Origin of the sequence: Streptomyces sp. 147326, assembly GCF_045000215.1 — a bacterium.
Classification (GTDB): Bacteria; Actinomycetota; Actinomycetes; order Streptomycetales; family Streptomycetaceae; genus Streptomyces.
In genome coordinates this window covers 6,066,819-6,093,300 of the sequence record NZ_CP134201.1, presented here as the reverse complement: position 1 = coordinate 6,093,300, position 26,482 = coordinate 6,066,819, and the positions used below count along the sequence as shown (strand labels likewise).

Genomic DNA, 26,482 nt, shown 5'->3' with positions numbered 1-26,482 from the left:
ACCGCACGGAGGTCATGCCTCTCGGGCTGAGCGTGGAGGTCAGCGCCAGTACGATCCGACCTGTCCGTTGCAGGTCCACTGCTGGACCCGCGCACCATTGGCGCCGGAGGAGTTCTCGACCTCCAGGCACTTGCCGCTCTTGGCATTGACTACCGTCGCGGCGTTGCCACTGTGGACGTAGAACTTCCACTTCGAGCCGGCCTGGCCCTTGCAGTCCCACTGCTGGGCCCGCGCACCGTTGGCGGTGGAGGAGTTCTCGATCTCCAGACACTTTCCGCTGTGGGCGTTGACGAGGTAGTAGGTGCCGCCACCCGCGTCGGCCATGCCCCACTTCGAGCCGGCCTGGCCGTTGCAGGCCCACTGCTGGGCCCGCGCACCGTTGGCGGTGGAGGAGTTCGAGATCTCCAGACACTTGCCGCTCGGCGCGTTGTAGATGACGCCGATGGCGGGCTCGGCCTGGAGGGCGAGGTCCGCCACCCCGCCCCCTTCCATGACCTGGGCCAGGAGCGCCGCCGAGACGCTGCCGCCGGTCTCGCCCTCCAGCGCCGTCGCCGACGCCGGTGCGAGGAACAGGGACAGGGCGAAGACGGACGCGCCGACGGCAAGGGTTCGCTTGAGCTGCATGAAGAGGATCCCCCTATTTGCTGGTGTGAACTCCGGTCTGGAAACGGCCGCTGTCAGCGGCCCGAGGCATCCGGCGAGGCACCTGTGAACGTGGCCCGCAGGAGATGCGCCGCGTGCACCGTCGGCCGTGGTCCGGGCCGACAGGACCACAGCATGGCCCTGGCGCAAGTGGTGCAGCTATCCGCTTTCGGCAGGGCGCGGACACGTTTCCGGATAGCGGAGAGCCCGGCCCTCCGGGGTCACAAGACCGGGCGGGCGCTGCGCACCGTCTGCGAAGGGGTCTCCCCATAGGCTTTGCGATAGTGTCCGGTGAAGCGGCCCAGATGCATGAAACCCCAGCGCAGCGCCACATCGGTGACGGTCTGCGAGACATGACCTTCGGCGACCTCGAGGAGGTCGCGGCGCGCGAGGTCCAGCCGCACACTGCGCAGGTACGCCAGCGGAGTGGTGTCCATGTGCGTCCGGAAGCCCTCCCTCAGACTCCGGACGCCGACCCGGGCGGCCTGCGCCATGTCGGCCACCGATACGGGTTCGCCGGCGTGTTCGGCGCAGAAGACCGTGGCGCGCCGTACGGCGCTGGGCAGGGCGACGCAGCCGCGGCCCGCCACCGCCTCGCTGAGCAGGTGGGGCTGTGCGTCCAGCAGGCCGTTCACGAGGAGCTGCTCGAAGTGCCGGATCGCCAGTGGCGAACGGGCCGCGAGGGCGGAGTCGGCGAATTCGGCGAAGTGCTTCACCACATTCAGCCACGCCCGCACCGGGTCCGCCCGGTCGTCGAAGACCGGAGCGAAGTCCAGGGGCTTCTGCGGCTGGTCGCCGAGCCGGACGGCGAGGGCCTGGTCGACGACGTGGCGCGGGATGATCAGGGACCGGTTCACGCTGTCGTGGCTCCAGCGCATCGTCAGCTTCTGTTCCGGTCCCGCGATGCTGAGCGGGGAGGAGAGCGTCTTCCCGTTCACGGTGACGGCGCCACCGCCGGCGAGCGGGACATGAATGTTGTAGAAGTCCAGCGGTGCCTCGGGCGTGATGTCGACCTCCGAGCCGTACCCCAGCTCGTAGATCGCGACCGCCCCTTCATGCACACGCCGGAAACAGCCGTCCAGCGGATGATCGCCCAGGACCGATAATCGATGGGGCGCGAACCGCACGCGTATCAGGTCACTGAGCTCCTCGACGTCGCTCCCCCGGAAGAGGAGGCCCCGGTCTCCGTTCTCGACCTCCGGACCCACCGCGTTGATGCCAGACATGAACCCAACTCCCCGGTAACTTGAGGTGAATTCCGGAATCTAACGGCCAGGGGAGTGGCGGGCCTCTCATATAAGCGCACCGCGCCCTCGGATGGCCCAGTACCAGCCGGGCGGCAGCGGGGCGGTCTAGCATCGCCGCGTGCGCAAAGACGACAGTTACCCGCCCCCCGAGTCCGGTTCCTCGGTCAGTCCGGACCGGCCCTGGTTCACCCGACGCTCCACGCTCGTCGTCGGGGTCGCCGCGCTCGCCCCGGCCTGTCTGGCCGGCTGGGTGCTGACCCAGGTGCTGTCCGGCTCCGGGTCCGACGGGCAGCAGCCCCGGCCGCTGCCCGCCTCGCACTCGGCCCTGTCGCCGGGCCAGCGGGACGCGAAGCCGGGGTCCACCCCGAGCGGCAGCCCGAGTACGGAAGCGAGCTCGCCCGCGGCCGCCCCCGTACCGGCTCCCGCCAAGGGCCCGCTCGCGGGCAAGACCGTGGTCGTCGACCCCGGCCACAACACGGGCAACTTCAAGCACACCGACGAGATCGACCAGCAGGTCGACATCGGTACGGGCCGCAAGGAGTGCGACACCACCGGCACCACCACCAACTCCGGTTACATGGAGGCGGAGTTCACCTACGACGTGTCCCTGCGCCTGCGGGCGGCCCTGGAGGCCCAGGGCGCGAAGGTGGTCCTGACCCACCAGCAGGACCGCCCGTGGGGCCCGTGCATCACCGAGCGGGCCCGCATCGGCAACGAGGCCAATGCCGACGCCGTCGTCTCCGTCCACGCCGACGGGGTCTCCGCGGGCAGCCGCGGCTTCCACGTCATCCTCCCCGCCAAGGTCAAGGGCGGCGCCGCGGACACCGCGAAGATCGTCGAACCCTCCCGCGAGCTCGGCGAGCGCATCGCCGGGAACTTCGCCCGCACCACCGGCTCGGCCCCCGCCAACTACCTGGGCAGCGGCACCGGTTTGGTCGTCCGTGACGACCTCGGCGGACTGAACCTGTCAACTCGGCCCAAGGTGTTCATCGAATGCGGCAACATGCGTGATGCCAAGGACGCGGCGCAGCTGACGAGTCCGGAGTGGCGGCAGAAGGCGGCGCAGGGCATCGCGGACGGCATCGTCGGTTTCCTGGGCGGGTAGTCCACCTCGGCAGCCCCGTCGGGGCTGCTCGCCGCCCCGATCATCTCGGCCGCGGGGAACCTCCGTACCATGGTGCCGCCCGCCCTGTGCAGGCGCGATCTGCGACCGCGGCACCACGAGACGACCGAGACCGAGAAGGACACCTAAGACGTGAACATCCGCTCCCTCACTCGAGGCGACGGCGTGGTGATCGGAGCAGCGGCGCTGCTGTTCATCGCCTCGTTCCTCGATTTCTACTCCACCACGGGTGGCGACCTGCCGAGCGCGTGGGACACCGACGCCTACCGCCTGGCGCTTCCCAGCGTCTTCCTGCTCGGCTTCATCGCCGCCGGCCTGCTCATCGCGGGCCGCTTCCAGCCGGAGACCCGCAAGGTGCTGGGCCTGCCGCTGACGGCGTGGGGCACCGTGCTCGCCGTCTCGGCCGCCTGGTCCGCGCTGTGGGCGCTGATCACCTGCCCGAGCCAGCTCGACCTGGGCGCCGGCGCCGTCCTCGCCTTCCTCGCCACCCTGGCGCTGGCCGGCGTGGCCGTGGCCGGTGCGAAGATCCCGGCCCTCGCGGGCCAGCTGGTGCCGGAGCCGAAGCCGGCCGCCGTCCCGCCGTACGCGGGCCAGCCGGGCCAGCCCCAGCCGGGCGCCGGGTACGGCTACCCGGGCGGGCAGCAGCCCTACGGTTCCACCCCGCAGCCGGTCCCGCCGTACGGCGGCACGCCGACGCCGGCGCCGCAGGAGGCCCACCAGCCGGCTCCGACGCCCGCCCCGGCGGCGGACTTCACCCCGTTCTGGTTCGCGGTCCCGGTGGCCCGCCCCCTCTTCGCCGAGGACGGCACCCCCACCCCGATCGCCGAACTCGCCCCGGGCACCTGGTACCTGGCCGTCGAGCAGCGCGGTCCGGACACCCTGGTCGCGCAGACCCAGGACGGCCGCCGCGGCATCCTGAACGACACCTCGGGCATCCAGCGCGGCTGAGTCCCGCTCCCGCGCACACGACGGCCCCCCGCCCTTCCGGGCGGGGGGCCGTTGCCCTACAGTCACCTGACGCATCGTCAGACATGGCTGTCGGCACCGCGGAGGGACGTACATGCGCCTCGGACTCGCACTCGGCTACTGGGGCCGCGGCCCCCAGCCCGCCCACCTCGACCTCGCCACCGAGGCCGAGAACCTCGGCTACGACTCGGTGTGGACCGCCGAGGCCTGGGGCTCGGACGCCTTCACCCCGCTGACCTGGATCGCCGCGCACACCTCGCGGATCCGGCTCGGCACGGCCATCGCGCAGATGGCCGCCCGCACCCCGACCGCCACCGCCATGCACGCCCTCACCCTGGACCACCTCTCCGGCGGCCGGATGATGCTCGGCCTGGGCCTGTCCGGCCCGCAGGTGGTCGAGGGCTGGTACGGGCGCCCCTTCCCCGCGAGCCCGCTCACCGCGACCCGCGAGTACGTCGACGTCATCCGCCAGGTGCTGCGCCGCGAGGGCCCGGTCGCACTGGACGGCCGCTTCCACAGCCACCCGTACCGCGGCGGGGACGGCATCGGCACCGGCAAGCCCCTGAAACCCATCACCCACCCGCTCCGCGCGGACCTGCCGCTCCTGCTGGGCGCCGAGGGACCGAAGAACATCGCCCAGACCACGCGGATCGCGGACGGCTGGCTGCCCCTGTACTGGTCGCCGACCCGCACCGACGTCTACCAGGCCGCGCTGACGGAGCTCCCCGAAGGCTTCATGATCGCGCCGATGGCCCGCGCCCACGTCTGCGAGGACGTCGCGGAGGGGCTGCTCCCGGTCAAGGCGATGCTCGGCTTCTACATCGGCGGCATGGGCCACGCGGCCCGCAACTTCCACGCCGACCTGATGGCCCGGATGGGCTACGAGGAGGAGGCCCGCCGCATCCAGGAGCTGTTCCTCGCCGGCCGCAAGGAGGAGGCCGTCCTGGCCGTCCCCGACGCCTTCGCCGACGAGATCTCCCTGATCGGCCCGCGGGAGCGGATCGCCGAACGCCTGGAAGTGTGGCGCAAGGGCCCGGTCACCGACCTCCTCGTGACGGCCCCGGACCCGCACACCCTCCGGGTGCTGGCGGAACTCAACAGCTAAGCGGTCGGCTCCGGAAGTCCTTCGGGGGTTGATCGGGCTGCCAGGGCGGCGGAGGATTCTTCTTGTCGGTCGGCGGGTGTGTGCCGGTCGAGTCGGGCCAGCAGATCGTCAAGGTCGGAGGTGGTGAACTTCCACTGGAACGGCTGCGCCGTGGCGTTGTAGCGGTCGGCGGGCGGGCCGATCGGGAGAGGTGGATCACGCCACCCCGTCGTCTGTTGCCCCCGCCTCGGCGAGCAGGGGTTCGCCACGCAACACGGATCGGTGCGCGGATGTCCGTCGGGACCGGGCCTGCCGGTCTGTGGTGCTCTGTTCCTCGATGTGCTGGTCGGGCATTGACCGATGGCGCGTCTGACGCAGCTTCAGGTCGCCGGCGGTGCGGCCCGGACGCCCGGAAGGTCAGCGCGCGCGGTCGTCGTCCGGCATGGGGGAGGGAGCCTCAGTGGCCCAGGCCAGCAGCATCCGCAGGGCGTCGTGCGAGGGGCTGCCCCGCTCGGCGGCATATGTGATCAAGGCCTGATCAGGGTCGTCCGTTGCGCGCAGGGTCTCGTAGGCCAGTTCCAGATCGCCGACCACCGGATGGTGGAATCGCTTGGTTCCCGAGGTCTTGTCCTGCACTGGATGCTCGGCCCACCAGCGACGGAAGTCCTCGCTCTTCATCGACAGTTCGCCGATCAGGCTCGCCAACCGGGGGTCCTCGGGGTGCCGTCCCGCGTCCATGTGGAGGTAGGCCACGTTCTCGCGGGCGCAGGAGGTCCAGTCGGCATACAGTTCCCGGGACGTCTCGTCGAGGAAGGTGATCCGGGCGATGTTGCGCTCGGCCCGGTGCAGGGGCGCGTAGTCGCCGAAGAGGGCGGCCGCTGCTGTGTTCCAGGCCAGTATGTCCATGCGTCGGCCCATCACCATCGCTGGCATGTCCACCAGATCGTCCAGCAATCGCTGGAGCATGGGGCGCACGCGTTGCGGCCGGACCTGGCGCCGGGGAACGTGCCGGGCGGAGGGCTGCGGTCGGGCGAGGCGGTGCAGGTGCCGCGTGGCATCCCCGTCCAGCCGCAGTGCGCGGGCCAGGGCGTCGAGTACCGCGCCCGAGGGGTTGGGCACGCGACCCTGTTCCATCCGGGTGTAATAGTCGACGCTCACTCCGGCCAGCTGCGCGATCTCCTCGCGGCGCAGGCCCGCGACCCGGCGCTGGCCTCCGAAGTCCGGCAGGGCAACGTCTTCAGGGTGCAGGAGGGAGCGGCGGGAGCGGAGGAACTCGCCCAGGTTGATGGCTGTGCTCATACGACGATTGTGGCCGGTCGTGAGGGGTGGCTGCCTGGCCCTGCCGGGGCCAGGCAGCCACGCCCGCCGTCAGGAGGCGGGGATGGCAGTCACCAGGCCCCCGTCGACGGCGATGTCCTGGGCGGTGATGTACGAGGACCGCGGGGAGAGGAGGAAGGCCACGCTCTCGGCGATGTCCTGGGCCCGGCCGAGCCGCCCCAGCGGCACCTGGGAGCGGATGGCATCGTGTGAGGCAGGGTCCGGGTTGGCGGCATCGAACATCTCGGTGACGATGTAGCCCGGGCTGATCGAGTTGACCCGGACGCCGCGCTCGGCGAGATCACTGCCCAGCGTGCGGGCCAGATTGTGGACGGCGGCCTTGGTGGCCGCATACACCGGTGCGACGGCCAGGCCCCGGTGCAGTGTCCACGAGGCGTTGATCACGATGGAACCGCCACCCGCCGCGTCGAGCAGCGGCAGAACCTTCTGGACCGTGAAGAACACCCCCTTGAAGTTGACGTCGACGCTGAGATCGAAGTCCTGCTCAGTGACCTCGCCACTGCGCTGGAACACTCCGACCCCGGCATTGGCGAACACTCCGTCCAGACGTCCGTGGCGTTCACGGATCAGGGCAGCCAAACGGTCGAGATCGGTGAGTCTGGCGGAGTCAGCTCGGACCGTGAGCAACCGGGCACCCTGGTCGGACGCTTTGTACAGTTGTTCGGCTGCGCGGTCGAGGCGGGCATCGTCGCGGCCGGTGATGACGATATGGGCGCCGGCTTCCAGGAGCAGACGCGCGGTAGCCAGGCCCATTCCGCTGGTTCCGCCGGTGATCAGGACGACACGGTCGTGGAAGCCGGTCACATCACTGTTGCTGTCGGTCATGGCCACAGCTTCGCCACCAGCCTTCGGGCCAACCAGGCCCAGATCAACCTGGGTCTCCCAGGCCCCCCTTCTGCAGGCGGCCGAGACAGCCTCCACCCACCGCCTTGGACGTCCAACGATGCGACACACACCGCCCGGCCCCGGAATCAACCCCGAAGGACTTCCGGAGCCGACCACCAAGGGCTGTGCAGGGCCCCGATACGGCAGCAGGGCCCGGACCGCGCGTCGCGGTCCGGGCCCTGCCCCGTGCGGTGCCACCCTGCCGCGGCGGTGCGTCAGCTCTGTGCGGTGTCGTCGCCCGCCTGCCCTGCGTCCTCAGCTGCGCCCGCCTTCTCGCGCATCTTGCGCACCAGCTCCGCCTTCTGGTCGGCTGCACCCCGGCGGTCGAGGTTCCGGTGCGGACCGTTGTTCTGCCGTTCGGCGCGGGACAGCCTCTTGCGCTGGCCGCCGCCCATGCCCACGGGGTTGTTGATGTTCTTGCTCACGGTCACAGGTTCTCCCGGTAATGATGTGAAGGATCTACGGATTCGTCGGTGGGGGACGGGCGGCGACGTCGAAGGACGTCAGCAGGGGCCCATCACGCTCTCACTCGTAAATCGGCGTCTGGAAGAACATGACAAAGACGTTACCCGGTTCCGTCGGCCCCGCACACCAATCCTTTACGGGACAACCTTCAGGTCTCTGATCCGATCATCGGAAATGACAGCGGCTGGCCGAAAGTGGATGATGATCGTCGCCGCTACGGGTTTCGCGTGCGCCCGACTGCCGCCGGGGGGAACTGGCCGCATACAGGTCGCGATGCGCCGCACCCGTGGCGACCCACGCCGTCCTCTGCTCGAAGGAACCCTTCTGGTGCGTCCCACTCGCGCGACGATCCTGCTGACCGCGGGTCTCGTCTCCCTCCTCGGCGTGCCGGCCACCGCGGCCGCCGCCGGAACCCCGGCCTCCCTCTACGTCAGCAATGTCGCCGGCCCCCGCTGTTCGGACACCGGGCCCGGCACGTACGCCAGCCCCTTCTGCACGATCTCGGCCGCGGTCAAGGTCGTGCAGCCGGGCCAGACCGTGCGCATCGAGCCGGGCGTCAAGCCGTACGACGAGAACGTCACCATCAACCGTGCCGGGCTGCCGGGCAAGCCGATCGCCTTCGTCTCCGACGGGGAGGAGGCCCTCCCGAGGTTCAGGCTGGCGCCGGGCAAGACCCTGACCATCAGCAACGTCTCCTCCGTGAAGGTCGTCGGACTGGACGCCCCGGCCGGTGTCCGGGTCACCGGTTCCACCGACGTGGAGCTCCGCGGGCTCGCCGCCGGCGGCAACCCCGACTCCGTCACGATCGACGGGGGCAGCGCGGACGTCCGCCTCCAGCACAGCAAGCTGAAGACGTCCGTCCGCGTGGAGAACGCGCACGACGTCGTACTGAGCCGCAACGAGATCCAGGGCTACGTCAACCCGGCGGTCGTCGCCTGGGACGCGACCGGCCTGGTCGTCACCAACAACACGATCCGCCGCGACTGCGAGGCGGGCATCAAGCTCACCGGCGGCTCCACCGGCTCGTCCCTGTTCAACAACGTGGTCCACACCGACTTCGAGGCCGGCTGCGGGGACCCCGGCGCGCGCTACGGCATCGAGGTGGCGCAGACCGCGGCCACCGGCACCCGCGCCGACTACAACCTGATCACCGGCCCCTTCACCGCCGACCGGGTGGCCTACAAGTGGGCCGGCGCCACCTACCCGGACCAGGCCGCCTTCCACGCCGGGACCGGCCAGGGCGCGCACGACATCCTGACCCCGTCGCCGAAGGGCGTCGGAGCGCTGGACGGCTCCCCCACGGTCGACTCCGCCGACGCGACGGCGCCGGGCGTACTGCTCACCGACTACTTCGGGCGGGAGATCGGGGACGACCCGCGCGTACCCAACACCGGCAAGGACGGCGGGTACCTGGACCGCGGCGCCTTCGAGTTGTACGACGACCTGCGCAGTGTCCGGGCGGAGCTCGAACCGGGCTGGGCCCCGGCCGGTACCACCGTGAAGGTCAAGGCCACGGCGGACAGCCGCTGGCTCACCGCGCTCACCTACGCGTACGACTTCGGCGACGGCACCGCCCCGGTCGTCACCTCGGCCGCCACCGCCGAGCACGTCTACGACAAGCCGTGCGCGTGCACGGTCAAGGTGACGGCGTCCAACAAGGTCCGGCAGCAGGTCTCCACCACCGTGACGGCCAAGGTGACCGCGGCCACCCCGCTGACCACGGCCTTCACCGTGCAGCCGGTCCTGCCGAACGCGGACGCCCCCAGGGAGTTCGTGCCCCCGCTGTCCGCCGAGGCCGACCCGCGGACCGCCACCACGCCGTGGCCGGTCCAGCGCGTGGACGTGGACTTCGGTGACGGCACGAAGGAGAGCCGCAGCGCTCTGGAGCCGGTCCGGCACGCCTACAAGCAGCCCGGCACCTACAAGGTGACCACGACCCTCCTGGACGTCCAGGGCGCCACCTCCACGGCCGAGCGGACCGTGCAGGTCGCCTACACCCCGGCCGGCTACGTCTCCCAGCGTCCGTTCCGCGTCCTGGACACCCGCACCACCAACACCCCCGTCCAGGGCGGCACCGCCACCGCGTTCTCCCTGCCGGTCGTCTTCACCAGCTCGGGCCCGCACCACACGGCCGGCGCCTCCGCGGCGGTCGTGAACGTGACGGTCACCGGCGCCACCGAGGACACCCACCTCAGCGTGTGGCCGTCGGGCCAGTCCCGCCCGGTCACCTCGAACGTCAACGTCAAGGCGGGCGGCACCTCCTCCAACACGGTCACCGTCCCGGTGGGCGCCGACGGCAAGCTCTCGGCGCAGCTCAACTCCGGCAAGGCCGCACTGATCGTCGACTTCGTCGGCTACTACCAGCCGGGCGGCGGTGACCGGTTCTCCCCGCTCGCCCCGACCCGCGTCCTCGACACCCGCACCACCGGCGGCGCGCTGGGCGGCGGCCAGACCCGTACCGTCAAGGTCGCCGGGGTCAACGGCATCCCGGCCGACGCCAAGGCGGTCGTCCTCAACCTGACCGGCACCGGCGCGACCGAGCAGGCGCACGTCATCGCCTACTCTGAGCCGGACAAGCGGCCGGCCACCTCGAACCTCAACCTCGAGCCCGGCAAGGACAAGTCCAACCAGGCCATCGTCCCCGTCGGCCCGGGCGGCACCGTCATCCTCTACACCAACACCGGCTCCACCCACCTGATCCTGGACGCGGTGGGCTACTACGCCACGAACGGCAGCACCCTCTTCACGCCCGCCGTTCCGCAGCGCCTCGCCGACACCCGCACCACCGGCAAGCTCGCCCCCGGCGCCACCGCCTCGGTCGCCGGACTGCCCGCGGGCGCCGTCGGCGCGGCCCTGAACGTGACCGCCACCGACACCACCGGCCCCGGCTTCCTCACCGTCTACGGACACGGCGGCACGCGGCCCGAGGCCAGCAGCCTCCAGACGCGCCCCGGCGAGACCGTCCCCAACCACGTCACCAGCCCCGTCGCCGACGGCCGCGTCAGCATCTGGAACAGCTGGGGCGGCAGCAACCACGTGATCACCGACCTGTTCGGCTACTTCACTCAGGGCTAGCCGCGCAGGGAACACCCGCAGCACACCGGAGCCCCGGTCACCGCGCACACCGCGGTGACCGGGGCTCCCGGCGTGTCAGGGCGAGGGGGTGTCCGTGTCCGCCTGGGGGACCGCCTCCAGCAGCTCGCGCACATCCAGCGGCATCACGGCGATCTCGATGCTCCCACCGCCCTCGTACGTGCAGGTGACGATCCGCGAGCCGGGGTTGATGACGATGCCCTCCTTCACGGAGGGGACCCGCACCCCGGTGGCACGCCCGCCGGGCAGCGGTACGGGCTCACCGCGCTCCGGGACCCAGCGGGCCGCGCCCCCGTCGGCGTACACCCGCCCCGCCCGCCAGCGCCCTTCGCCGGCGGGCCGGCGCGCCATCCCGGGGATCCCGGGCACGGGGCCGGTGGCCGTCCGCGCGAGGTGCTTGCGCCGCAACAGCCACGCAACTCCGGCGGCCCCGGCGGCGAGGAACACGTACTCGATCATGCGCCCATTGAAACAGGCCGGAACCGGCCGCCGGGCCGGGCGGGCGCGCTCAGCCGCCGCTCAGCTGGGACGTGCTGGGGACCTTGTCGACGACCTCGGCGCCCGCGCTCTTGCCCGCATCCTTGACGCTGCTGATGACGTCGTCGAAGGAGTTGATGTCGGCGTCGCCGGCGTCGCCCTTGCGCAGTTTGCTGCCGAGGCCCTTGAGGGACGCGATGCCCGCCGTCAGCGGCGCCATCGCCTTCGACAGCAGCGGGTCGCCCTTGGCGTTGTCGGCCGCCGCCTTCAGCCGGTTGTACGCGAACGCACCCGCGAGGCCGGCCTTGATCAGCGCGAAGGTACGGCCCTTCGCGCCCTTCTTGAACTTGCCCGCACGGTACGGCTTGATGATCCACTGGTACGTCGCTCCGGCCGCGAGCCCGGCGTTGGCGACGAAGCGCGTCTTGGCGAACTTCTGCTTCTCGGCGCTCGTGGTGGGCGAGGGCGCGGCGGCGGCGGCCAGCTCGTCGGCTTCGACGGCGGACGGCTCCGCGGCCGACAGCGCGGCCAGCTCCCCCATCGAGGCGGCCGAGAGCTCCTCCTGCCGGCTGCCACCGCCGTCGCTGCCGCAGGCGGTGGCGCCGACCATCAGCGCGGTGGACAGGACCACCGCGGTGACGGCGCGACGGAATCGGACGGTCGTGGGTACGGACACGGTTTCCTCCGGGGGCTGAGGTGTCCCCCGCAGCCTCACCCCGGTCCCCCGGCCCCGCCACTCGCGGGACCCGTTCGGGTTTGCCGCCCGCCAATGCGGCAACACGCGGAACATGCCCACACACACCCGAGCAAGCGCACGCGGAAGCAGTCAGGCCGGGCGGGCCGTCGCACTGGTGGCGGACGTACTGGCCTTCGTCATCGCCCTGTGGATCCTGATGTACCTGCTGGACGCCAACCGGGGCAACGAGCTCGTGGAGTTCGTCCACGACACCGCCAGCTGGCTGGCCGGCTGGTCCTACGACCTGTTCACCTTCAGCAAGGAATGGGTCCAGGTCGTCTTCGGCTACGGCGTGGCCGCCGTGGTCTACCTCCTCGTCGGCCACGCCGTGGCCGGCTGGCTCTACCGGCGCTGACGCCGGCCACGGCTCAGCCGCAGCAGTCGGGCTCCAGTCCGGCAGGGAGCGAGGTCCCGCCGAACACCGCGGTGGTGGCCTCGTCCCCGCCCAGCGCCGCCACGGCGAGCAGCAGGGACCCGGCGGTCCAGGTGGTCTGCTCCACGGGCCAGACGGCCTCGTCCTGGAAGACGTAGCCCGTCCAGTACATGCCGTTGTCGGCGCGCAGGTGGGTGATCGAGCGCAGGATCTCCAGGGCCCGGTCGGACTCCCCCGTCGCCCACAGCGCGAGCGCCAGCTCGCAGGACTCGCCGCCCGTCACCCACGGGTTGGGCAGGACGCAGCGCACGCCGAGGTCCGGGACCACGAACTCGTCCCAGCGCTGCTCGATGCGCGCCGTGGCCTCGGCGCCGGTCAGGGCCCCGCCGAGGACCGGGTAGTACCAGTCCATCGAGTAGTGGTTCTTGTCGAGGAACCGCTCGGGGTGGCGCCGGATCGCGTGCCGCAGGGCGCCGGTGGCGAGCTCCCAGTCGGGCTGCGGCTCCTCGCGGTGCTCGGCGATGGCCAGGGCGCAGCGCAGTGCCTGGTGGATGGAGGAGGAGCCGGTGAGGAGGGCGTCGGTGACGGCGGTGCCGTCGGCCTCCCGCTTCCAGCCGATCTCGCCGCCGGGCTGCTGGAGCGTCAGGACGCACTCCACGGCCGCGTAGACGGCCGGCCACATGCGGTCGAGGAAGGTGTCGTCGCCGGTGGACAGGTAGTGGTGCCAGACGCCGACGGCTATGTAGGCGGTGAAGTTGCTCTCGCGGCTCGCGTCCTGCGGCTCGGTGGTGTCCACGCCGTCCGGCCGGTCGGCGTAGGCCGCGTACCAGGATCCGTCCTGGTTCTGGTGCCGTGCCAGCCACGCGTACGCCCGCTCGGCGGCCTCGTGCTCGCCGGCCGCGTCCAGCGCCATCGCGGCCTCGGTGTGGTCCCACGGGTCGAGGTGGTGCCCGCGGAACCACGGGATGGCCCCGTCCGCGCGCTGGGCGGCGAGGATGCCCGCCACCGTCGCGGCGGCCTGCTCGGCGGTCAGTACGCCGTCCAGGACCAGGTGTTCGGTGCGCCCGGGCGAGCTCACTGGGTCGCACCGACGGGGAGGTGGGGCTTGGTCGCGTACGCCACGAAGCTCTTGCCGATGAGCGGGTTCAGGGCCTGCTCGGCGAGCCGCGTGGCCAGCGGCTTCTTCATGATGTCCCAGACCAGGAGCTTGTGGTACGCCTTGACGGGCAGCGCCTTGTCGTTGTCGACGCCGAAGGCGCACTTGAGCCACCAGTACGGGGAGTGCAGCCCGTGCGCGTGGTGGGTGCCGTACGGCTTGAGGCCCGCGGCCCTCATCTTGCCGAGCAGCTCGTCCGCCTTGTAGATGCGGATGTGGCCGCCCTCGACCTCGTGGTAGGCGTCGGAGAGCGCCCAGCAGATCTTCTCGGGGCCGTAGCGCGGGACGGTTATGGCGATGCGCCCGCCGGGCTTGAGCACGCGCACCATCTCGGCGAGCACACCCTTGTCGTCGGGGATGTGCTCCATGACCTCGGAGATGATCACGACGTCGAAGGAGTCGTCGGGGAAGGGCAGGGCGAGGGCGTCGCCCTCCATGGCGGTGGCGGTGGCCCCGGCCGGAGCCTCGCCGGCCTCCTTCATGGCGGCGAACCACTTGGCGACCTCGCGGATCTCCTCGCCGTTGCGGTCGACGGCGACCACCTGGGCGCCTCTCCGGTAGCACTCGAAGGCGTGCCGGCCTGCGCCGCAGCCCAGATCGAGTACGCGGTCGCCTGCGGCGAGCGGGAACCGGGAGAAATCGACGGTCAGCACGGGGTCCTGCCTTCGCGGTCGCGGGGGTGTGGGGCGGGGGTGTGGATGAGGCGGAGGGTCACCGCGCGCGGCAGGTCACCGCGCGCGGCGGGTGCGGGCGGCCTGCTCGATGGCGGCGCGGTAGTGCGCGGCGGTGCCTTCGGCGGCCTTGGCCCAGGTGAAGCGGGTCAGGACCCGTTCGCGTCCGGCGGCGCCGAGGCGGGCCCGCAGCTGCGGGTCGCCCAGCATCCGGCCCAGCGCGGCGGCCAGTGCGCCCGCGTCGCCCGGGGGCACCGCGAGGCAGGTCTCGCCGTCGGGTCCGGCGACCTCGGGGATCGCACCGCCGGTGGTGGCGACGAGCGGGGTGCCGGTGGCCATGGCTTCGGCCGCCGGGAGCGAGAAGCCCTCGTAGAGGGAGGGGACGCAGGCGATCTGGGCGCTGCGGACGAGGTCGACGAGTTCGGCGTCGGTGATGCCCTTGACGAAGCGGACGGCGTCCTGGAGCCCGTACGTCTCGATGGCGCGGGCGACCGGCCCCTGTTCGGCGCGCTTGCCGACCACGACGAGGTGGGCCTCGGGCCGCTCGGTGCGCAGCTTCGCGAGGGCCTCGACGAGGTACACGAGCCCCTTGAGCGGGACGTCGGCGCTGGAGGTGGTGACGATGCGGCCGGGGACCTCGGCGACGGAGGCGTCCGGCGACCACAGGTCGGTGTCGGCGCCGATGTGCACGACGTGGATGCGCTCGTCCCGGACGCCCAGGTGCTCGGCGATCTCCTGCTGGGAGGATCCGGAGACGGTGAGGACGGACGGGAGCCTGCGGGCCACGCGGCCCTGCATGCGGGTGAAGGCGTACCAGCGGCGTACGGAGGCCCGCTTCACGCGGCCCTGCGCGGCGTCGAGGTCGAGCTTGCGGTCGACGGTGATGGGGTGGTGGATCGTCGTGACCAGCGGTGCGCCGAGGTCGCCGAGGAGGCCGTACCCGAGGGTCTGGTTGTCGTGGATGACGTCGAAGTCCCCCGCGCGCGCGGCCAGATGGCGGCGGGCGCGCAGCGAGAAGGTCAGCGGCTCGGGGAAGCCGCCGGTCCACATGGTGGCGACCTCGACGGCGTCGATCCAGTCCCGGTACTCCTCGCGCTTGGGCGTGCGGAAGGGGTCGGGGCTGCGGTACAGGTCCAGGCTCGGGAGCTCGGTGAGCGAGGCTCCCGTGTCGAGCACCGGGTAGGGCTGCGCGCCGATCACTTCGACGGAGTGCCCCAGCTGTACGAGCTCGCGCGAGAGGTGGCGGACGTAGACGCCCTGGCCGCCGCAGAACGGGTTCCCCTTATAGGTGAGGAGTGCGATGCGCAGCGGGCGGTCGCCGTCGGTGGCGGAACCCGCGAAAGGGCTCGTCACCATGGCCTCAGCGGTCACTCTCGGCCCCCTTCTCCCTGCAACTTTCGCCGGAGCGTAACCGCTCGGATAATGTAGAACAAGTTTCAGACTTGATCCGTCGAAGAGCATTGAATCTACCGGCCGGAAACTACACCGTAAGAGGCGGAGCAGGTGATTCGCGCCACGACTGCGGCGCCTACCATGCTGACTGCGGACCAGCCCGGAATCAGCCCGCGCAACGACACGGAACGGGACACATGACAGCGGAAGTGAAGGCCGTCACCACACCGGCGTCGCCTCCCCTGACGGAGCGCCAGGAGGCCCGCCGCCGCCGGATCCTGCACGCCAGCGCGCAGTTGGCCAGCCGGGGCGGTTTCGACGCCGTGCAGATGCGCGAGGTCGCGGAGGCGGCCGGCGTGGCGCTGGGCACGCTCTACCGCTACTTCCCGTCCAAGGTGCACCTGCTGGTCGCCACGATGCAGGACCAGCTCCAGCACATGCACACCACGCTGCGCAAGCGCCCGCCGGCCGGGGACGAGCCGGCGGCCCGGGTCGCGGAGACCCTGATGCGGGCCTTCCGCGCCCTGCAGCGGGAACCGCAGCTGGCCGACGCGATGGTGCGGGCGCTGACCTTCGCCGACCGCAGCGTGAGCCCCGAGGTGGACACGGTGTCCCGGCTGACCACGGCGATCATCCTGGACGCGATGGGCCTGGAGGGCCCGCCGACCGCGGAGCAGCTCTCGGCGGTCCGGGTCATCGAGCACACCTGGCACTCGGCGCTGATCACGTGGCTTTCAGGCCGCGCCTCGATCGCCCAGGTCAAGATCGACATCGAGACGGTGTGCCGTCTGATCGACCTGACGGCCCCGGAAAAGGCCTGAAGCAGCCGCTGGGTCACGCCCCGGCCCGCCCCGGCATTTCCGGTGGACAGCGGCCGGACACATGATCGGAGCGGCTGGGTGACCCTCGCCGACCCCGAGGGGAACGAGCTCTGCGTCGAGCGGAGCGCCGCCGAAAGGGCGGAGTAGGCCTCGCGGGACGCCGGGACACAAGGCGGGACGGCACGGGTCAGTGGCGGGACGGCGCGGGTCAGTGGCGGGACGGCGCGGGGATCAGGGGCTGACGCCGGATTCCCTCATGCAGGCGGACATCGTCCGCTCCCGCTCCTCCGGCGTCGCCGTCGCGGGAACCCTGGCAGCACACGTGGCCTCGATCTCGGCACGCTTGCTCTCCCCCTGCGGGTCGACTCCTGAAGGCTGGTCGGTCGGCGGGGTCTGCTCGGCGGGAGGCGTCTGTTCGGCCGGAGGCGTCGTCTCGGTCGGAGGAGGGGTCCAGTTGAAGCCCGACTCCCTCATGCAGGCGGACATCGTCCGGTTCCGCTCCTCCGGCGACGCCGTCGCGGGGATCCTGGCAGCGCACTTCGACTCGAACGCGGCACGCTTGCTCTCGTCCGCCGGGTCGGCCTCCTTAGGAGGGGTCCAGGTGTAGCCGGATTCCTTCATGCAGACCGACATCGTCCGGTTCCGCCCCTCCGGCGTCGCCGTCGCCGGAACCCTCGCGGCGCACTTGGCCTCGAATTCGAGCCGCTTGGTTTCATCCTGCGGGTCGACCTGCGGCGGTGGCGGCGGGGTCGAAGGGGGGTCCGCCGGGATCGGCCCCTCGATCGGCGGGCATCCGGCGTCCTTGAGCCCGGCGTCATAGGCCGAGTTGAAGCCGTCCACGTATCCGTGGCGGAACCGGTTCGAGGGGTCGCCGTAGGACTGGACCGGCTTCGGTTTGCACGCGGCGCCCACGCCCCAACCCTCGTTGGCTCCCTGCCGGCAACCGTTCCAATAGGGGTCGTCCTTGTCGAGGCAGAACGGGCTCTGGACGACCGCGGCAGAAGGCTGGGCGGCCAGTCCCCCGACCACGACGGCTTGTGACAGGGCGAAGGCCACGAGGAGCGGCCGGACAACCAGATGCGGACGGCGGCATTTCATGGCCGCGACCTTTCTGTGCCAGTGCGTCACTGGCGCTCTTTTCCAGTCAACGACGGCCCCCGGGCCATGTCAATCGGGGACGGAACCAGCGGTTTCGGCCCTGCCGTTCCAGTCCCGGAGCCCCCTGTGGCCGAAGTGGCGCGGGCAGCACCACTCCGACCACACCACCCCCTACTCCTCCGGCGGGAAGACGGGTTCGCCCGAGCCGGCCAGGGTGATCAGGATGGCCTCCACCGGGCAGCCCTCCGCCGCCGTGAGGATCGGTTCGTTCGCGTCCGACTGTGCGGTGCGGGGGTGGGACTGGCGCGCCGAGTCTAGGACGAAGCCGTCCGGGGCGTGGTTCACGCACATGCCCGAGCCGATGCAGACCCCCCGGTCCACCTCGACCTGCCAGCGGTCACCCATCAGGCACCCGCCTCGTAGCCTGCCGGGAGGTGGATCATCTTGTGCTCCAGGTACTCGCTCAGCCCCTCCGGGCCGAACTCGCGGCCCACGCCGCTGTTCTTGTAGCCGCCGAACGGGCCGAGCATGTCCAGGCTGAAGGTGTTGACGTTGAAGGTTCCGGTGCGGATCCGCCGCCCGAAGTCGATGCCGTGCTCGACGTCGCCGGTCCAGACGCTGCCGCTGAGGCCGAAGTCCGAGTCGTTGGCCACCCGTACCGCCTCCTCCTCGTCCCCGTACGGGATCAGGCAGACGACCGGGCCGAAGATCTCCTCGCGCGCGATGCGCATGGAGTTGTCCACGTCGCCGAAGAGGGTGGGCTCCACGTACCAGCCGCGGTCCAGGCCCGCCGGACGGCCGCCGCCCGACAGGACCTTCGCGCCCTCCTCCTGGCCGATCCGGATGTAGTCCAGGGAGCGCTGCTGCTGGCGCTGGGCCACGAGCGGGCCGAGCTGGGTCGCCGGGTCGAGCGGGTCGCCGACGACCAGCGCGCCGGCGGCCGCCGCGAGGGCCTCGGCCACCTCCTCGTACCGGCTGCGCGGGGAGAGGATCCGGGTCTGGGCCACGCACGCCTGGCCGTTGTTCATCCAGGCCGCGGGCACGATCCCGGCGACGGCCGTGTCGAGGTCCGCGTCGGGGAGGATCACGGCGGCGGACTTGCCGCCGAGTTCGAGGGTGACGCGGGTGAGGTTGCGGGCGGCGACCTCCATCACGCGCTGGCCGGCGGCGACCGAGCCGGTGAAGGCGACCTTGTCGATGCCGGGATGGCCCACCAGGTACTCGCTGACCTCGCGGTCGGCGGGCAGGATCGACAGCACGCCCTCGCGCGATGTCGGCCAGGATGTAGGAGTCCAGCGGCGCCTCGGGGGACGGCTTGAGGATCACCGTCGAGCCGGTCAGCAGGGCGGGGGCCAGCTTGGCCGCCGCCACGAACTGCGGGACGTTCCACGGGATGACGGCGGCGACCACGCCCACCGGCTCCCGGCGCACCAGGATCGGGCCGAGCACGCCCTGGCGGTGCTCCTCGTACGGGTAGGCGCGCGCGACGGTGATCGCGGCGTCGTAGACCATCATCGGGCCCAGCGCCTGGGCGAGGACGCTCCAGGAGTACGGGGACCCGTTCTGGGAGCTGATCGAGCGGGCTATCTCCTCGTGCCGGACGGCGATGGCGTCCTTGATCCGGGTGACGACGGCGATGCGCTCGTCGAGCGTCATCCGGGGCCAGGGCCCCTCGTCGAACGCCTTGCGCGCGGCGGCGACGGCACGGTCCACGTCCCTCTTCGAGGCGTGCGGGACGGAGCCGATGACCTGCTCGGTGTGGGGGGAGACGATCCGGATCGTGTCGGTGCCCAGCGGATCCGTCCACTCCCCGCCGATGAACAGTTGTCCGTGTTCCACGAGCTCGGTCATGGCTGAGGCCTCCTGCGGCTTGGCGTTCCAGAACTGATACCAGTTCTAGTTCGAGGAGTCCACGGCCAGGACGGAACAGCGGAGAAGATCCAACGACTAGTCAGAAAGGCGCGGAGGTGGTCGACTTGGGCTACTACTGAAACACGTTCTCGTCAGAGGGCGGCGACGGGCGGAGGGCTCATGCCGGAGGACACGTCACAGGTCACCGATCACGGCGGAGGCGTGTGGGCGATCAAGGTGCCCATCCCCGACAACCCCCTCGGGCACACCCTCGTCCACGTCCTCGACACCGACCGCGGCCCCGTCCTCGTCGACACCGGCTGGGACGACCCCGAGTCCTGGGACACCCTCGTCGCCGGCCTCGCCGCGCTCGGCATCGCCGTCGCCGACGTCCACGGCGTGGTCATCACCCACCACCACCCCGACCACCACGGGCTCTCCGGCCAGGTCCGCGAGGCGTCCGGCGCCTGGATCGCCATGCACGCCGCCGACACCGAGGTCGTCACCCGCACCCGCGCCTCCGAGCCCGGCGTCTGGTTCGACTACATGAGCGCGAAGCTCGCCGCCGCCGGAGCCCCCGAGGAGCACATCGCCCCCCTGCGCGCCGCCCGCGCGAGCGGCCGCATGCGGACCCTGCCCGGGCTGCGCGCCGCCGTGCCCGACCGGGAGATCGTCCCCGCCGAACTGCTCCCCCTCGCCGGGCGCCGGCTGCGTGCGATCTGGACCCCCGGCCACACCCCCGGCCACGTCTGCCTGCACCTGGAGGAGGCCCATCCGGCGAACCTGCCCGGCAACGGCCGCCTCTTCTCCGGGGACCACCTGCTGCCGGGGATCTCCCCGCACATCGGCCTGTACGAGGCCCCGGAGGACACCCGCGTCACCGACCCCCTCGGCGACTACCTCGACTCCCTCGAACGCATCGGCCGGCTGGCGCCCGCCGAGGTGCTCCCGGCCCACCAGCACGCCTTCACCGACGCACCCGGCCGCGTACGGGAACTGCTGGACCACCACGAGGAACGGCTGTCCGGGCTGTGGGCGCTGCTGGCCGAACCGCTGACCCCGTGGGGGCTGGCGGAGCGCATGGAGTGGAACCGGCCCTGGGAGCAGATCCCGTACGGCTCCCGCAACATCGCCGTCTCGGAAGCGGAAGCCCACCTGCGGCGCCTGGTCAAGCAGGGCCGCGCGGAGGCCGTCCCGGGCACCGACCCGGTGACCTACCGGGCCGTGTAACGGCCGCGACGCGGCGCCGTACGGGGCTCGGGCCCGGCCCGGCCCGGCATGGGGCAGGGCGCGGGGTAAGGGGCCGGGCGCGGCCGGTAAGGGCCGGGCGCGGCCGGTAAGGGCCGGGCGCGGCCGGTAAGGGCCGGGCGCGGCCGGTAAGGGCCGGGCGCGGCCGGTAAGGGGCTCGGGTCCCCGGCGCCCCGGAGCCGGCAGGCTACGGGCCGGTAGAGTGAAGCCGTCGTCCACACTTCCGTCCGGGGGGAAGCCGGTGCGAATCCGGCGCTGACCCGCAACCGTGACCCGCTCCGGCACCGACCGGGCGGGGAGCCGGAATGCCCCGTACCGGAAGTGCGCGGCTCGCGCCGCCGGATCCTCCGGCGGCCGGCACCGTCGAGGTAAACGGAGCCGGAGCCCGGTGCCAGTGCGTGCCCGCCTCCGGTTCCCCAGCAGGAGAGGCACCCTCCCCCATGAACGTCCGTCGCAGCGCAGCCGCGCTCGCCGCCTCCGCCGTGCTCTGCGTGGGTGTCGCCCCCGCAGCCCTCGCCGACACCGCGCCGCCCGCCTCCCCCTCCGCACCCCCGGTCATCCCCTCCGGGCTCTACGGCAAGGACGACCCCACGTACGACGGCGTGTGGCGGCAGTCCTTCGCGCTGCTCGCCCAGGACACCGTCGGCGTCAAGCCCGCCGCGCAGGCCGTGGACTGGCTGGTCGGCCAGCAGTGCGCGAACGGCTCCTTCCCCGCCTTCCGCGCGGACACCTCCAAGGACTGCGACGCGACGGCGTACATCGACTCCAACGCGACGGCCGCCGCCGTGCAGGCGCTGACCGCGCTCGGCGGCCACGGTGAGAGCGTCAAGAAGGCCGTCGCCTGGCTGAAGTCCGTACAGAACGAGGACGGCGGCTGGACCTCCAACCCCGGCGGCGCCATGGGCAGCGACACCGACGCCAACTCGACCGCCATCGTGATCAGCGCCCTGACCGCGGCCGGCGAGAAGCCGGCCGAGACCAAGTCGAAGGCGGGCAAGACCCCCTACGAGGCACTGCTCTCCTTCCAGCTGGGCTGCGCCGCCGAGCCGGCCACCGACCGGGGCGCCTTCGCGTTCCAGCCGGCCGGCGGCAAGCTGCTCGCGAACGGCGACGCGACGGCCGCGGCCGCGCTGGCCGGCCTCGGTAAGGGCTCGGCCGTCGTCCCGTCCGGTACGGACACCCCCGCTGCGGCGCTGACCTGCCCGGCGGCGGGCACCGCGGACCCGGCGGCAGCGGCCCAGGGCGCGGCCGGCTACCTGGCCGAGGCCCTCAAGAAGGACGGTCACCTGACGGCCTTGACCCCGGGCGCCGACCAGCCGACCGCGGACACCGGCAACACCGTCGACGCGGTGATCGCCCTGGCCGCGGCCGGGCACAAGCAGTCGGCGGCGGGCGCGCTGGAATGGCTGAAGGCCAACTCCGCCGAGTGGTCCAAGGGCAAGCCGGCCGCCCTCGGCACCTTGGTCCTCGCCGCGCACGCCACGGGCACCGACCCGAAGTCCTTCGGCGGCACCGACCTCGTCGCCGCGCTGAACGCGACCGGCCCGGCCCCGCAGGGCGCGGACACGGACGCGACGGCCGTGGAGAACGGGAAGGACGGGTCCTCCGGCAGCCAGAACCTCTGGTGGATCATCGGAGCGGGCGGCGCGGCCGGCGTCGGCATCGGCATCCTGCTGAGCGGCCGCCGGAAGAAGAACCAGCTCTGATGCCGCGCCGCCGCCCCGTAGCCCTGGGTCTCGCCCTCGGGATCGTCCTGGCCGTGCTGGCCGCCGCTCCGGCGATGGCGGCGGGCTACCGCTACTGGTCGTTCTGGGACGGCTCGGACGGCGGCCAGTGGTCGTACGCCACGCAGGGCCCCTCGACGGCCCGCCCGGCGGACGGTTCCGTCCAGGGCTTCCGCTTCTCGGTGAGCAAGGACGCGGCGGCCGAGACGGCCCGGCCGCGCGCCGCGGCCGACTTCGAGGCCGTCTGCGGGGCCACCGCACCGGCGGAGGGCCGCAAGCGGGTGGCGCTCGTCATCGACTTCGGCGTCCCGTCGGACGCCCCGGCGGGCGAGGCCCCGCCCCAGGACGCCGCGCGCACGGCCTGCGCCCAGGTTCCCCCGGACGCCACGGCGGCCGAGGCGCTGGCTTCGGCCGCGAAGCCGCTGCGCTACAACAGCGCGGCGCTGCTGTGCGGGATCTCGGGCTACCCGAAGCAGGGCTGCGGCGAACCCATGGCGGACGCCCCGGCACCGAGCACGTCGTCGAAGGCCGCCGCCCCGGCCCCGGACGACGGCGGCCCGTCGGCGGGCCTCCTGGCCGGCATCGCAGCCGTGGCCGCCCTGGCCGCAGCCGGCATCTGGCAGTCCCGCCGCCGCACCCGATGACGGCCCCGACGCCACCCGGCCGGGGCGAGGCGGGCACGGCCGAGGCCGACACGGCCCAGCCGGTCGAGCTGCGCAAGACCGGCCCGGCCCGGCAGCGCGAGCCGCGCACGGGCGCGGGCGCGGCGGGCGAAGCCGGGTCGGGCACGGCCGCAGCAGGCGCGGAGGGCACGGCCGGGCCGGGCGCAGCCCCGACAGGCACAGCGGGCGCAGCCGGATCGGCTGGGCTCGGTGCGGTTCTGCCGGGCGGCAGTGGGCGGGCGGCCGCGGCTGCCCGGCGGCTTCCTGTCCCGCCTCCGGGTTCCGGCCCGGCATCGGGCGACGGCCCGGCATCGGGCGACGGCGTGACGGCCGCCGATGGCGCTCAGGCACCCGCCCGGGCCGCCCGCAGCCGGAGTGCGCGTCGCACGGGTGGTGCGGGCGGGTCTGCGGGCCGGCCGGAGGCCGGGGGGCACACCCCCACCGGAGCCGCACGCGACGACGTGACCCCGGCCCGGCGGAGCCTCCCCGCGGCGCAGGATCCGCCGCGCCGGTCGACGTACGAGAAGTGGCGGGCCCCGCTCGCCGGCCGGGCCACCGCCCTGCACGCCGGGGCCTGGTGGCTCTGGGCCCTCGGGCTCGCCACCGCCGCCTCCCGCACCACCAACCCCCTGCTCCTCGGGCTGATCGTCGGCGTCGCCGGGTTCGTGGTGGCGGCCCGCCGCACGGACGCGCCCTGGGCGCGTTCCTACGGGGCCTTCCTCAAGCTCGGCCTCGTCGTCATCGGCCTGCGCCTGCTCTTCTCCATGCTCCTCGGCTCCCCCGTACCCGGCGCGCACACCCTCTTCACGCTCCCGGAGATCCCGCTGCCCGCGTGGGCGCAGGGCATCCGGTTCGGCGGGAAGGTCACCGCCGAGCAGCTGGTCTTCGCCTTCTACGACGGCGCGAAGCTGGCCGCCCTCCTCGTCTGCGTGGGCGCCGCGAACGCCCTCGCGAACCCGGCGCGGCTGCTGAAGTCCCTGCCGGCCGCCCTGTACGAGGCCGGGGTCGCCGTCGTCGTCGCCATGACCTTCGCGCCGAACATGGTCGCCGACGTGGTCCGGCTGCGGACCGCCCGCCGACTGCGCGGCCGCCCCACCGGTGGGGTGAAGGCGATCCTCCAGATCGGCCTGCCGGTCCTGGAGGGCGCCCTGGAGCGTTCCGTCGCCATCGCCGCGTCGATGGACGCGCGCGGTTACGGCCGCACGGCCAAGGTCCCGCCGGCCGTCCGGCACACCACCAACGTCCTCACCCTCGGCGGCCTCCTCGGCATGTGCGCGGGAACGTACGGACTGCTCGCCGCGCAGGGCGCCGCGTACGGGCTCCCCGTGCTCGGCATCGGCGCGGTCCTGGCCCTCGCGGGCCTGCGCCTCGGCGGGCGCCGGTCGGTGCGGACCCGCTACCGGCCCGACCGCTGGGGGCCGCGCGCCTGGCTGGTGGCCGGTTCGGGCGCGGCCGTCGCCGCGCTCCTCATCCGCGCGGGCACCGTCGACCCCGCCGCGCTGCACCCGGGCGTGGTCCCGCTGGTGGCGCCCACGCTGCCGCTGTGGCCGGCGGCGGCGATCCTGATCGGCCTGCTGCCCGCGTTCGTGGCACCCGTACCGCCCAAGGAGGCGTCGCTGTGATCCGCTTCGAGCAGGTGTCGGTCACCTACGAGGGCGCGGCCGGGCCTTCCCTCCAGGGCGTCGACCTGGTGATCCCGGAAGGCGAGCTGACCCTCCTGGTCGGCCCGTCGGGGGTCGGCAAGTCCACCCTGCTCGGGACCGTCTCGGGGCTGGTCCCCCATTTCACCGGGGGCACGCTCCGGGGCCGGGTCACGGTCGCGGGCCGTGACACGCGCACGCACAAGCCGCGCGAGCTCGCGGACGTGGTGGGCACGGTCGGCCAGGATCCGCTCGCGCACTTCGTCACGGACGTGGTGGAGGACGAGCTCGCCTACGGGATGGAGTCCCTGGGCCTGCCACCTGCGGTGATGCGCCGCCGGGTGGAGGAGACCCTGGACCTCCTCGGCCTGAACGAACTCCGCGACCGGCCCATCGCCACGCTCTCCGGCGGCCAGCAGCAGCGGGTCGCGATCGGCTCGGTCCTCACCCCGCACCCCCGGGTCCTGGTACTGGACGAGCCGACGTCCGCGCTGGACCCGGCGGCGGCGGAGGAGGTCCTGGCGGTCCTCCAGCGCCTGGTCCACGACCTCGGCACCACCGTCCTGATGGCGGAGCACCGGCTGGAGCGGGTGGTCCAGTACGCCGACCAGGTGCTGCTCCTGCCGTCCCCCGGGGCGGCGCCCGTCCTGGGGCCCCCGGCGGAGATCATGGCCGTCTCCCCGGTCCACCCCCCGGTGGTCTCCCTGGGCCGCCTCGCGGGCTGGTCCCCGCTCCCCCTCTCGATCCGCGACGCCCGCCGGCTGGCCGCGCCGCTCCTGACCCGCCTGTCGGCTGCCGCCGGGGCCGCAGTCAACCCGGCACCCCCTCTGCCCGAGCCCACCCGCGGCACCGCTTCCCGGGCTCTGCCCCGACCCGCTCCTCAAACGCCGGCGAGGCTGGACGATCCAGCCCCTCCGGCGTTTGAGGAGCGGGGTCCGTGGCGGAGCCCCGGCGGCGGCGCGGCCGGGATCGTCGCGCGGCTGCTGCGCCGGAGGACGCCGGGCCCGACCGCCACCCCGGCAGGGGCCCCGGCCCACACCAGCGGCCTAGGCGTCCGCCGCGACCGCAAAGACGTGCTCCGCAACATCGACCTAGCGGTGCGACCCGGCGAGACCATCGCCCTCATGGGCCGCAACGGCGCCGGCAAGTCCACCCTCCTCGCCGCCCTCGTCGGCACGCTCGCCCCCACCACCGGCGAGGTCACCGTCGGCGGGCGCACCCCCCACCGCACGCCGCCGCCCGAGATGGTGCGCCGCGTCGGCCTCGTCCCGCAGGAGCCCCGCGACCTCCTCTACGCCGACACCGTCGCCGCCGAGTGCACCGCCGCCGACTCCGACGCCGGCGCGGCCCCCGGCACGTGCCGGGATCTGGTGTCGGCACTGCTTCCGGACGTCCCCGACGACATCCACCCCCGGGATCTCTCGGAGGGCCAGCGCCTGGCCCTGGCCCTGGCGCTGGTCCTCACCGGCCGCCCGGCCCTGCTGCTCCTCGACGAGCCCACCCGCGGCCTGGACTACGCCGCCAAGGTCCGCCTGATCGAGATCCTCCGCGGCCTGGCCGCCGACGGCCACGCCATCGTCCTCGCCACCCACGACGTGGAGCTCGCCGCCGAGCTGGCCCACCGCGTGGTGATCCTGGCCGGCGGGGAGGTCGTCGCGGACGGCCCGACCGCCGAGGTCGTCGTCTCCTCGCCCGCCTTCGCGCCGCAGGTGGCGAAGATCCTGGCCCCGGGTCACTGGCTCACGGTGGGCCAGGTCGCCGCGGCCCTCGATGCGGCGGAGGCCCGGTGA

23 protein-coding genes, 2 pseudogenes and 1 riboswitch are annotated in these 26,482 nt (G+C 72.7%); of the genes and pseudogenes, 12 read left to right on the top strand and 13 right to left on the bottom strand.

Features of this window, described 5'->3' with window-relative positions; genetic code table 11:
• Positions 1 to 39: 39 nt before the first annotated feature.
• Together RIU97_RS27930 and RIU97_RS27925 are read right to left on the bottom strand one after the other, a co-directional pair.
• A complete protein-coding gene (locus RIU97_RS27930; RefSeq protein ID WP_404960342.1) occupies positions 40 to 624 on the bottom strand; it encodes an RICIN domain-containing protein in 585 nt (194 codons plus the stop codon).
• A gap of 239 nt (positions 625 to 863) precedes the next feature.
• Positions 864 to 1,868: an AraC family transcriptional regulator gene (locus RIU97_RS27925; protein ID WP_404960341.1), complete on the bottom strand. Its 1,005-nt coding sequence runs from the start codon at positions 1,866 to 1,868 to the stop codon at positions 864 to 866.
• A 139-nt stretch (positions 1,869 to 2,007) separates the two neighbouring features.
• Between RIU97_RS27925 and RIU97_RS27920 the strand changes: the two genes are divergently transcribed.
• The 3 genes from RIU97_RS27920 (at position 2,008) to RIU97_RS27910 (ending at position 5,083) form a co-directional block, all read left to right on the top strand.
• Positions 2,008 to 2,994, top strand: coding sequence for an N-acetylmuramoyl-L-alanine amidase (locus RIU97_RS27920; RefSeq protein ID WP_404960340.1), 987 nt, complete (start codon positions 2,008 to 2,010; stop codon positions 2,992 to 2,994).
• A 150-nt stretch (positions 2,995 to 3,144) separates the two neighbouring features.
• A complete protein-coding gene (locus RIU97_RS27915; protein WP_404960339.1) occupies positions 3,145 to 3,960 on the top strand; it encodes a hypothetical protein in 816 nt (271 codons plus the stop codon).
• 112 nt (positions 3,961 to 4,072) lie between these two features.
• On the top strand, positions 4,073 to 5,083 hold the full coding sequence (locus RIU97_RS27910) for an LLM class F420-dependent oxidoreductase (protein WP_404960337.1): 1,011 nt from the start codon (positions 4,073 to 4,075) through the stop codon (positions 5,081 to 5,083).
• 396 nt (positions 5,084 to 5,479) lie between these two features.
• Here RIU97_RS27910 and RIU97_RS27905 read toward each other — a convergent pair whose 3' ends face one another.
• The 3 genes from RIU97_RS27905 to RIU97_RS27895 form a co-directional block, all read right to left on the bottom strand.
• Positions 5,480 to 6,361, bottom strand: coding sequence for a helix-turn-helix transcriptional regulator (locus RIU97_RS27905; protein ID WP_404960336.1), 882 nt, complete (start codon positions 6,359 to 6,361; stop codon positions 5,480 to 5,482).
• Between the two features lie 69 nt (positions 6,362 to 6,430).
• Entirely contained in the window at positions 6,431 to 7,225 is a 795-nt protein-coding gene (locus RIU97_RS27900) for an SDR family NAD(P)-dependent oxidoreductase (protein WP_404960335.1), read from the bottom strand.
• Positions 7,226 to 7,500: 275 nt separating this feature from the next.
• Positions 7,501 to 7,716 (bottom strand): DUF6243 family protein, encoded by a 216-nt coding sequence (locus RIU97_RS27895; RefSeq protein ID WP_404960334.1) that lies wholly within the window; start codon positions 7,714 to 7,716, stop codon positions 7,501 to 7,503.
• A gap of 361 nt (positions 7,717 to 8,077) precedes the next feature.
• Between RIU97_RS27895 and RIU97_RS27890 the strand changes: the two genes are divergently transcribed.
• Positions 8,078 to 10,825 carry a PKD domain-containing protein gene (locus RIU97_RS27890; protein WP_404960333.1) on the top strand — a complete coding sequence of 916 codons (2,748 nt, stop codon included), beginning with the start codon at positions 8,078 to 8,080 and terminating at the stop codon, positions 10,823 to 10,825.
• 75 nt (positions 10,826 to 10,900) lie between these two features.
• Here the strand turns inward: RIU97_RS27890 and RIU97_RS27885 are convergent, their stop codons facing one another.
• Both RIU97_RS27885 and RIU97_RS27880 read right to left on the bottom strand, forming a co-directional pair.
• Positions 10,901 to 11,302 (bottom strand): hypothetical protein, encoded by a 402-nt coding sequence (locus RIU97_RS27885; protein ID WP_404960332.1) that lies wholly within the window; start codon positions 11,300 to 11,302, stop codon positions 10,901 to 10,903.
• Between the two features lie 49 nt (positions 11,303 to 11,351).
• Positions 11,352 to 11,930 (bottom strand): hypothetical protein, encoded by a 579-nt coding sequence (locus RIU97_RS27880; RefSeq protein ID WP_404962962.1) that lies wholly within the window; start codon positions 11,928 to 11,930, stop codon positions 11,352 to 11,354.
• Positions 11,931 to 12,108: 178 nt separating this feature from the next.
• Between RIU97_RS27880 and RIU97_RS27875 the strand changes: the two genes are divergently transcribed.
• A complete protein-coding gene (locus RIU97_RS27875) occupies positions 12,109 to 12,411 on the top strand; it encodes a hypothetical protein (RefSeq protein ID WP_319723349.1) in 303 nt (100 codons plus the stop codon).
• 13 nt (positions 12,412 to 12,424) lie between these two features.
• On the opposite strand, the gene RIU97_RS27870 is transcribed toward RIU97_RS27875, so the two are convergent.
• The 3 genes from RIU97_RS27870 to RIU97_RS27860 all read right to left on the bottom strand — a co-directional run bounded on the left by RIU97_RS27870 (position 12,425) and on the right by RIU97_RS27860 (position 15,627).
• A complete protein-coding gene (locus tag RIU97_RS27870; protein WP_404960331.1) occupies positions 12,425 to 13,507 on the bottom strand; it encodes a prenyltransferase in 1,083 nt (360 codons plus the stop codon).
• Entirely contained in the window at positions 13,504 to 14,238 is a 735-nt protein-coding gene (locus RIU97_RS27865) for a class I SAM-dependent methyltransferase (RefSeq protein WP_327413733.1), read from the bottom strand. Before RIU97_RS27865 ends, RIU97_RS27870 begins: the two co-directional genes overlap by 4 nt.
• 75 nt (positions 14,239 to 14,313) lie before the next feature.
• The gene (locus tag RIU97_RS27860) at positions 14,314 to 15,627 is read right to left on the bottom strand and encodes a glycosyltransferase family 4 protein (protein ID WP_404960330.1); all 1,314 of its coding nucleotides are present in this window, start codon (positions 15,625 to 15,627) and stop codon (positions 14,314 to 14,316) included.
• 218 nt (positions 15,628 to 15,845) lie between these two features.
• On the opposite strand from RIU97_RS27860, the gene RIU97_RS27855 reads away from it, so the two are divergent.
• Entirely contained in the window at positions 15,846 to 16,469 is a 624-nt protein-coding gene (locus tag RIU97_RS27855; RefSeq protein WP_404960329.1) for a TetR family transcriptional regulator, read from the top strand.
• Positions 16,470 to 16,523: 54 nt separating this feature from the next.
• Positions 16,524 to 16,616, top strand: a pseudogene (locus RIU97_RS27850) (VOC family protein); the annotation flags it as partial.
• 84 nt (positions 16,617 to 16,700) lie between these two features.
• Here the strand turns inward: RIU97_RS27850 and RIU97_RS27845 are convergent.
• From RIU97_RS27845 to RIU97_RS27835, 3 genes and pseudogenes are all read right to left on the bottom strand, one after another.
• On the bottom strand, positions 16,701 to 17,567 hold the full coding sequence (locus RIU97_RS27845; RefSeq protein ID WP_404960328.1) for a hypothetical protein: 867 nt from the start codon (positions 17,565 to 17,567) through the stop codon (positions 16,701 to 16,703).
• A 171-nt stretch (positions 17,568 to 17,738) separates the two neighbouring features.
• Complete coding sequence (locus tag RIU97_RS27840; RefSeq protein WP_404960327.1) at positions 17,739 to 17,972, bottom strand: ferredoxin; 234 nt, start codon at positions 17,970 to 17,972, stop codon at positions 17,739 to 17,741.
• Positions 17,972 to 19,418, bottom strand: a pseudogene (locus RIU97_RS27835) (aldehyde dehydrogenase). The gene RIU97_RS27840 and the pseudogene RIU97_RS27835 overlap by 1 nt, the downstream one beginning before the upstream one ends.
• Positions 19,419 to 19,598: 180 nt before the next feature.
• Here RIU97_RS27835 and RIU97_RS27830 point away from each other — a divergent pair.
• The 5 genes from RIU97_RS27830 (at position 19,599) to RIU97_RS27810 (ending at position 26,482) form a co-directional block, all read left to right on the top strand.
• Positions 19,599 to 20,648 (top strand): MBL fold metallo-hydrolase, encoded by a 1,050-nt coding sequence (locus RIU97_RS27830; RefSeq protein ID WP_404960325.1) that lies wholly within the window; start codon positions 19,599 to 19,601, stop codon positions 20,646 to 20,648.
• 249 nt (positions 20,649 to 20,897) lie between these two features.
• Positions 20,898 to 20,977, top strand: a riboswitch (cobalamin riboswitch).
• 129 nt (positions 20,978 to 21,106) lie between these two features.
• Positions 21,107 to 22,372: a prenyltransferase/squalene oxidase repeat-containing protein gene (locus tag RIU97_RS27825; RefSeq protein WP_404960324.1), complete on the top strand. Its 1,266-nt coding sequence runs from the start codon at positions 21,107 to 21,109 to the stop codon at positions 22,370 to 22,372.
• A complete protein-coding gene (locus RIU97_RS27820; protein WP_404960323.1) occupies positions 22,372 to 23,034 on the top strand; it encodes an SCO2322 family protein in 663 nt (220 codons plus the stop codon). The genes RIU97_RS27825 and RIU97_RS27820 overlap by 1 nt, the downstream gene beginning before the upstream one ends.
• A gap of 479 nt (positions 23,035 to 23,513) precedes the next feature.
• Positions 23,514 to 24,674 (top strand): energy-coupling factor transporter transmembrane component T, encoded by a 1,161-nt coding sequence (locus RIU97_RS27815; protein ID WP_404962961.1) that lies wholly within the window; start codon positions 23,514 to 23,516, stop codon positions 24,672 to 24,674.
• Positions 24,671 to 26,482 (top strand): ABC transporter ATP-binding protein, encoded by a 1,812-nt coding sequence (locus tag RIU97_RS27810; protein WP_404960322.1) that lies wholly within the window; start codon positions 24,671 to 24,673, stop codon positions 26,480 to 26,482. The genes RIU97_RS27815 and RIU97_RS27810 overlap by 4 nt, the downstream gene beginning before the upstream one ends.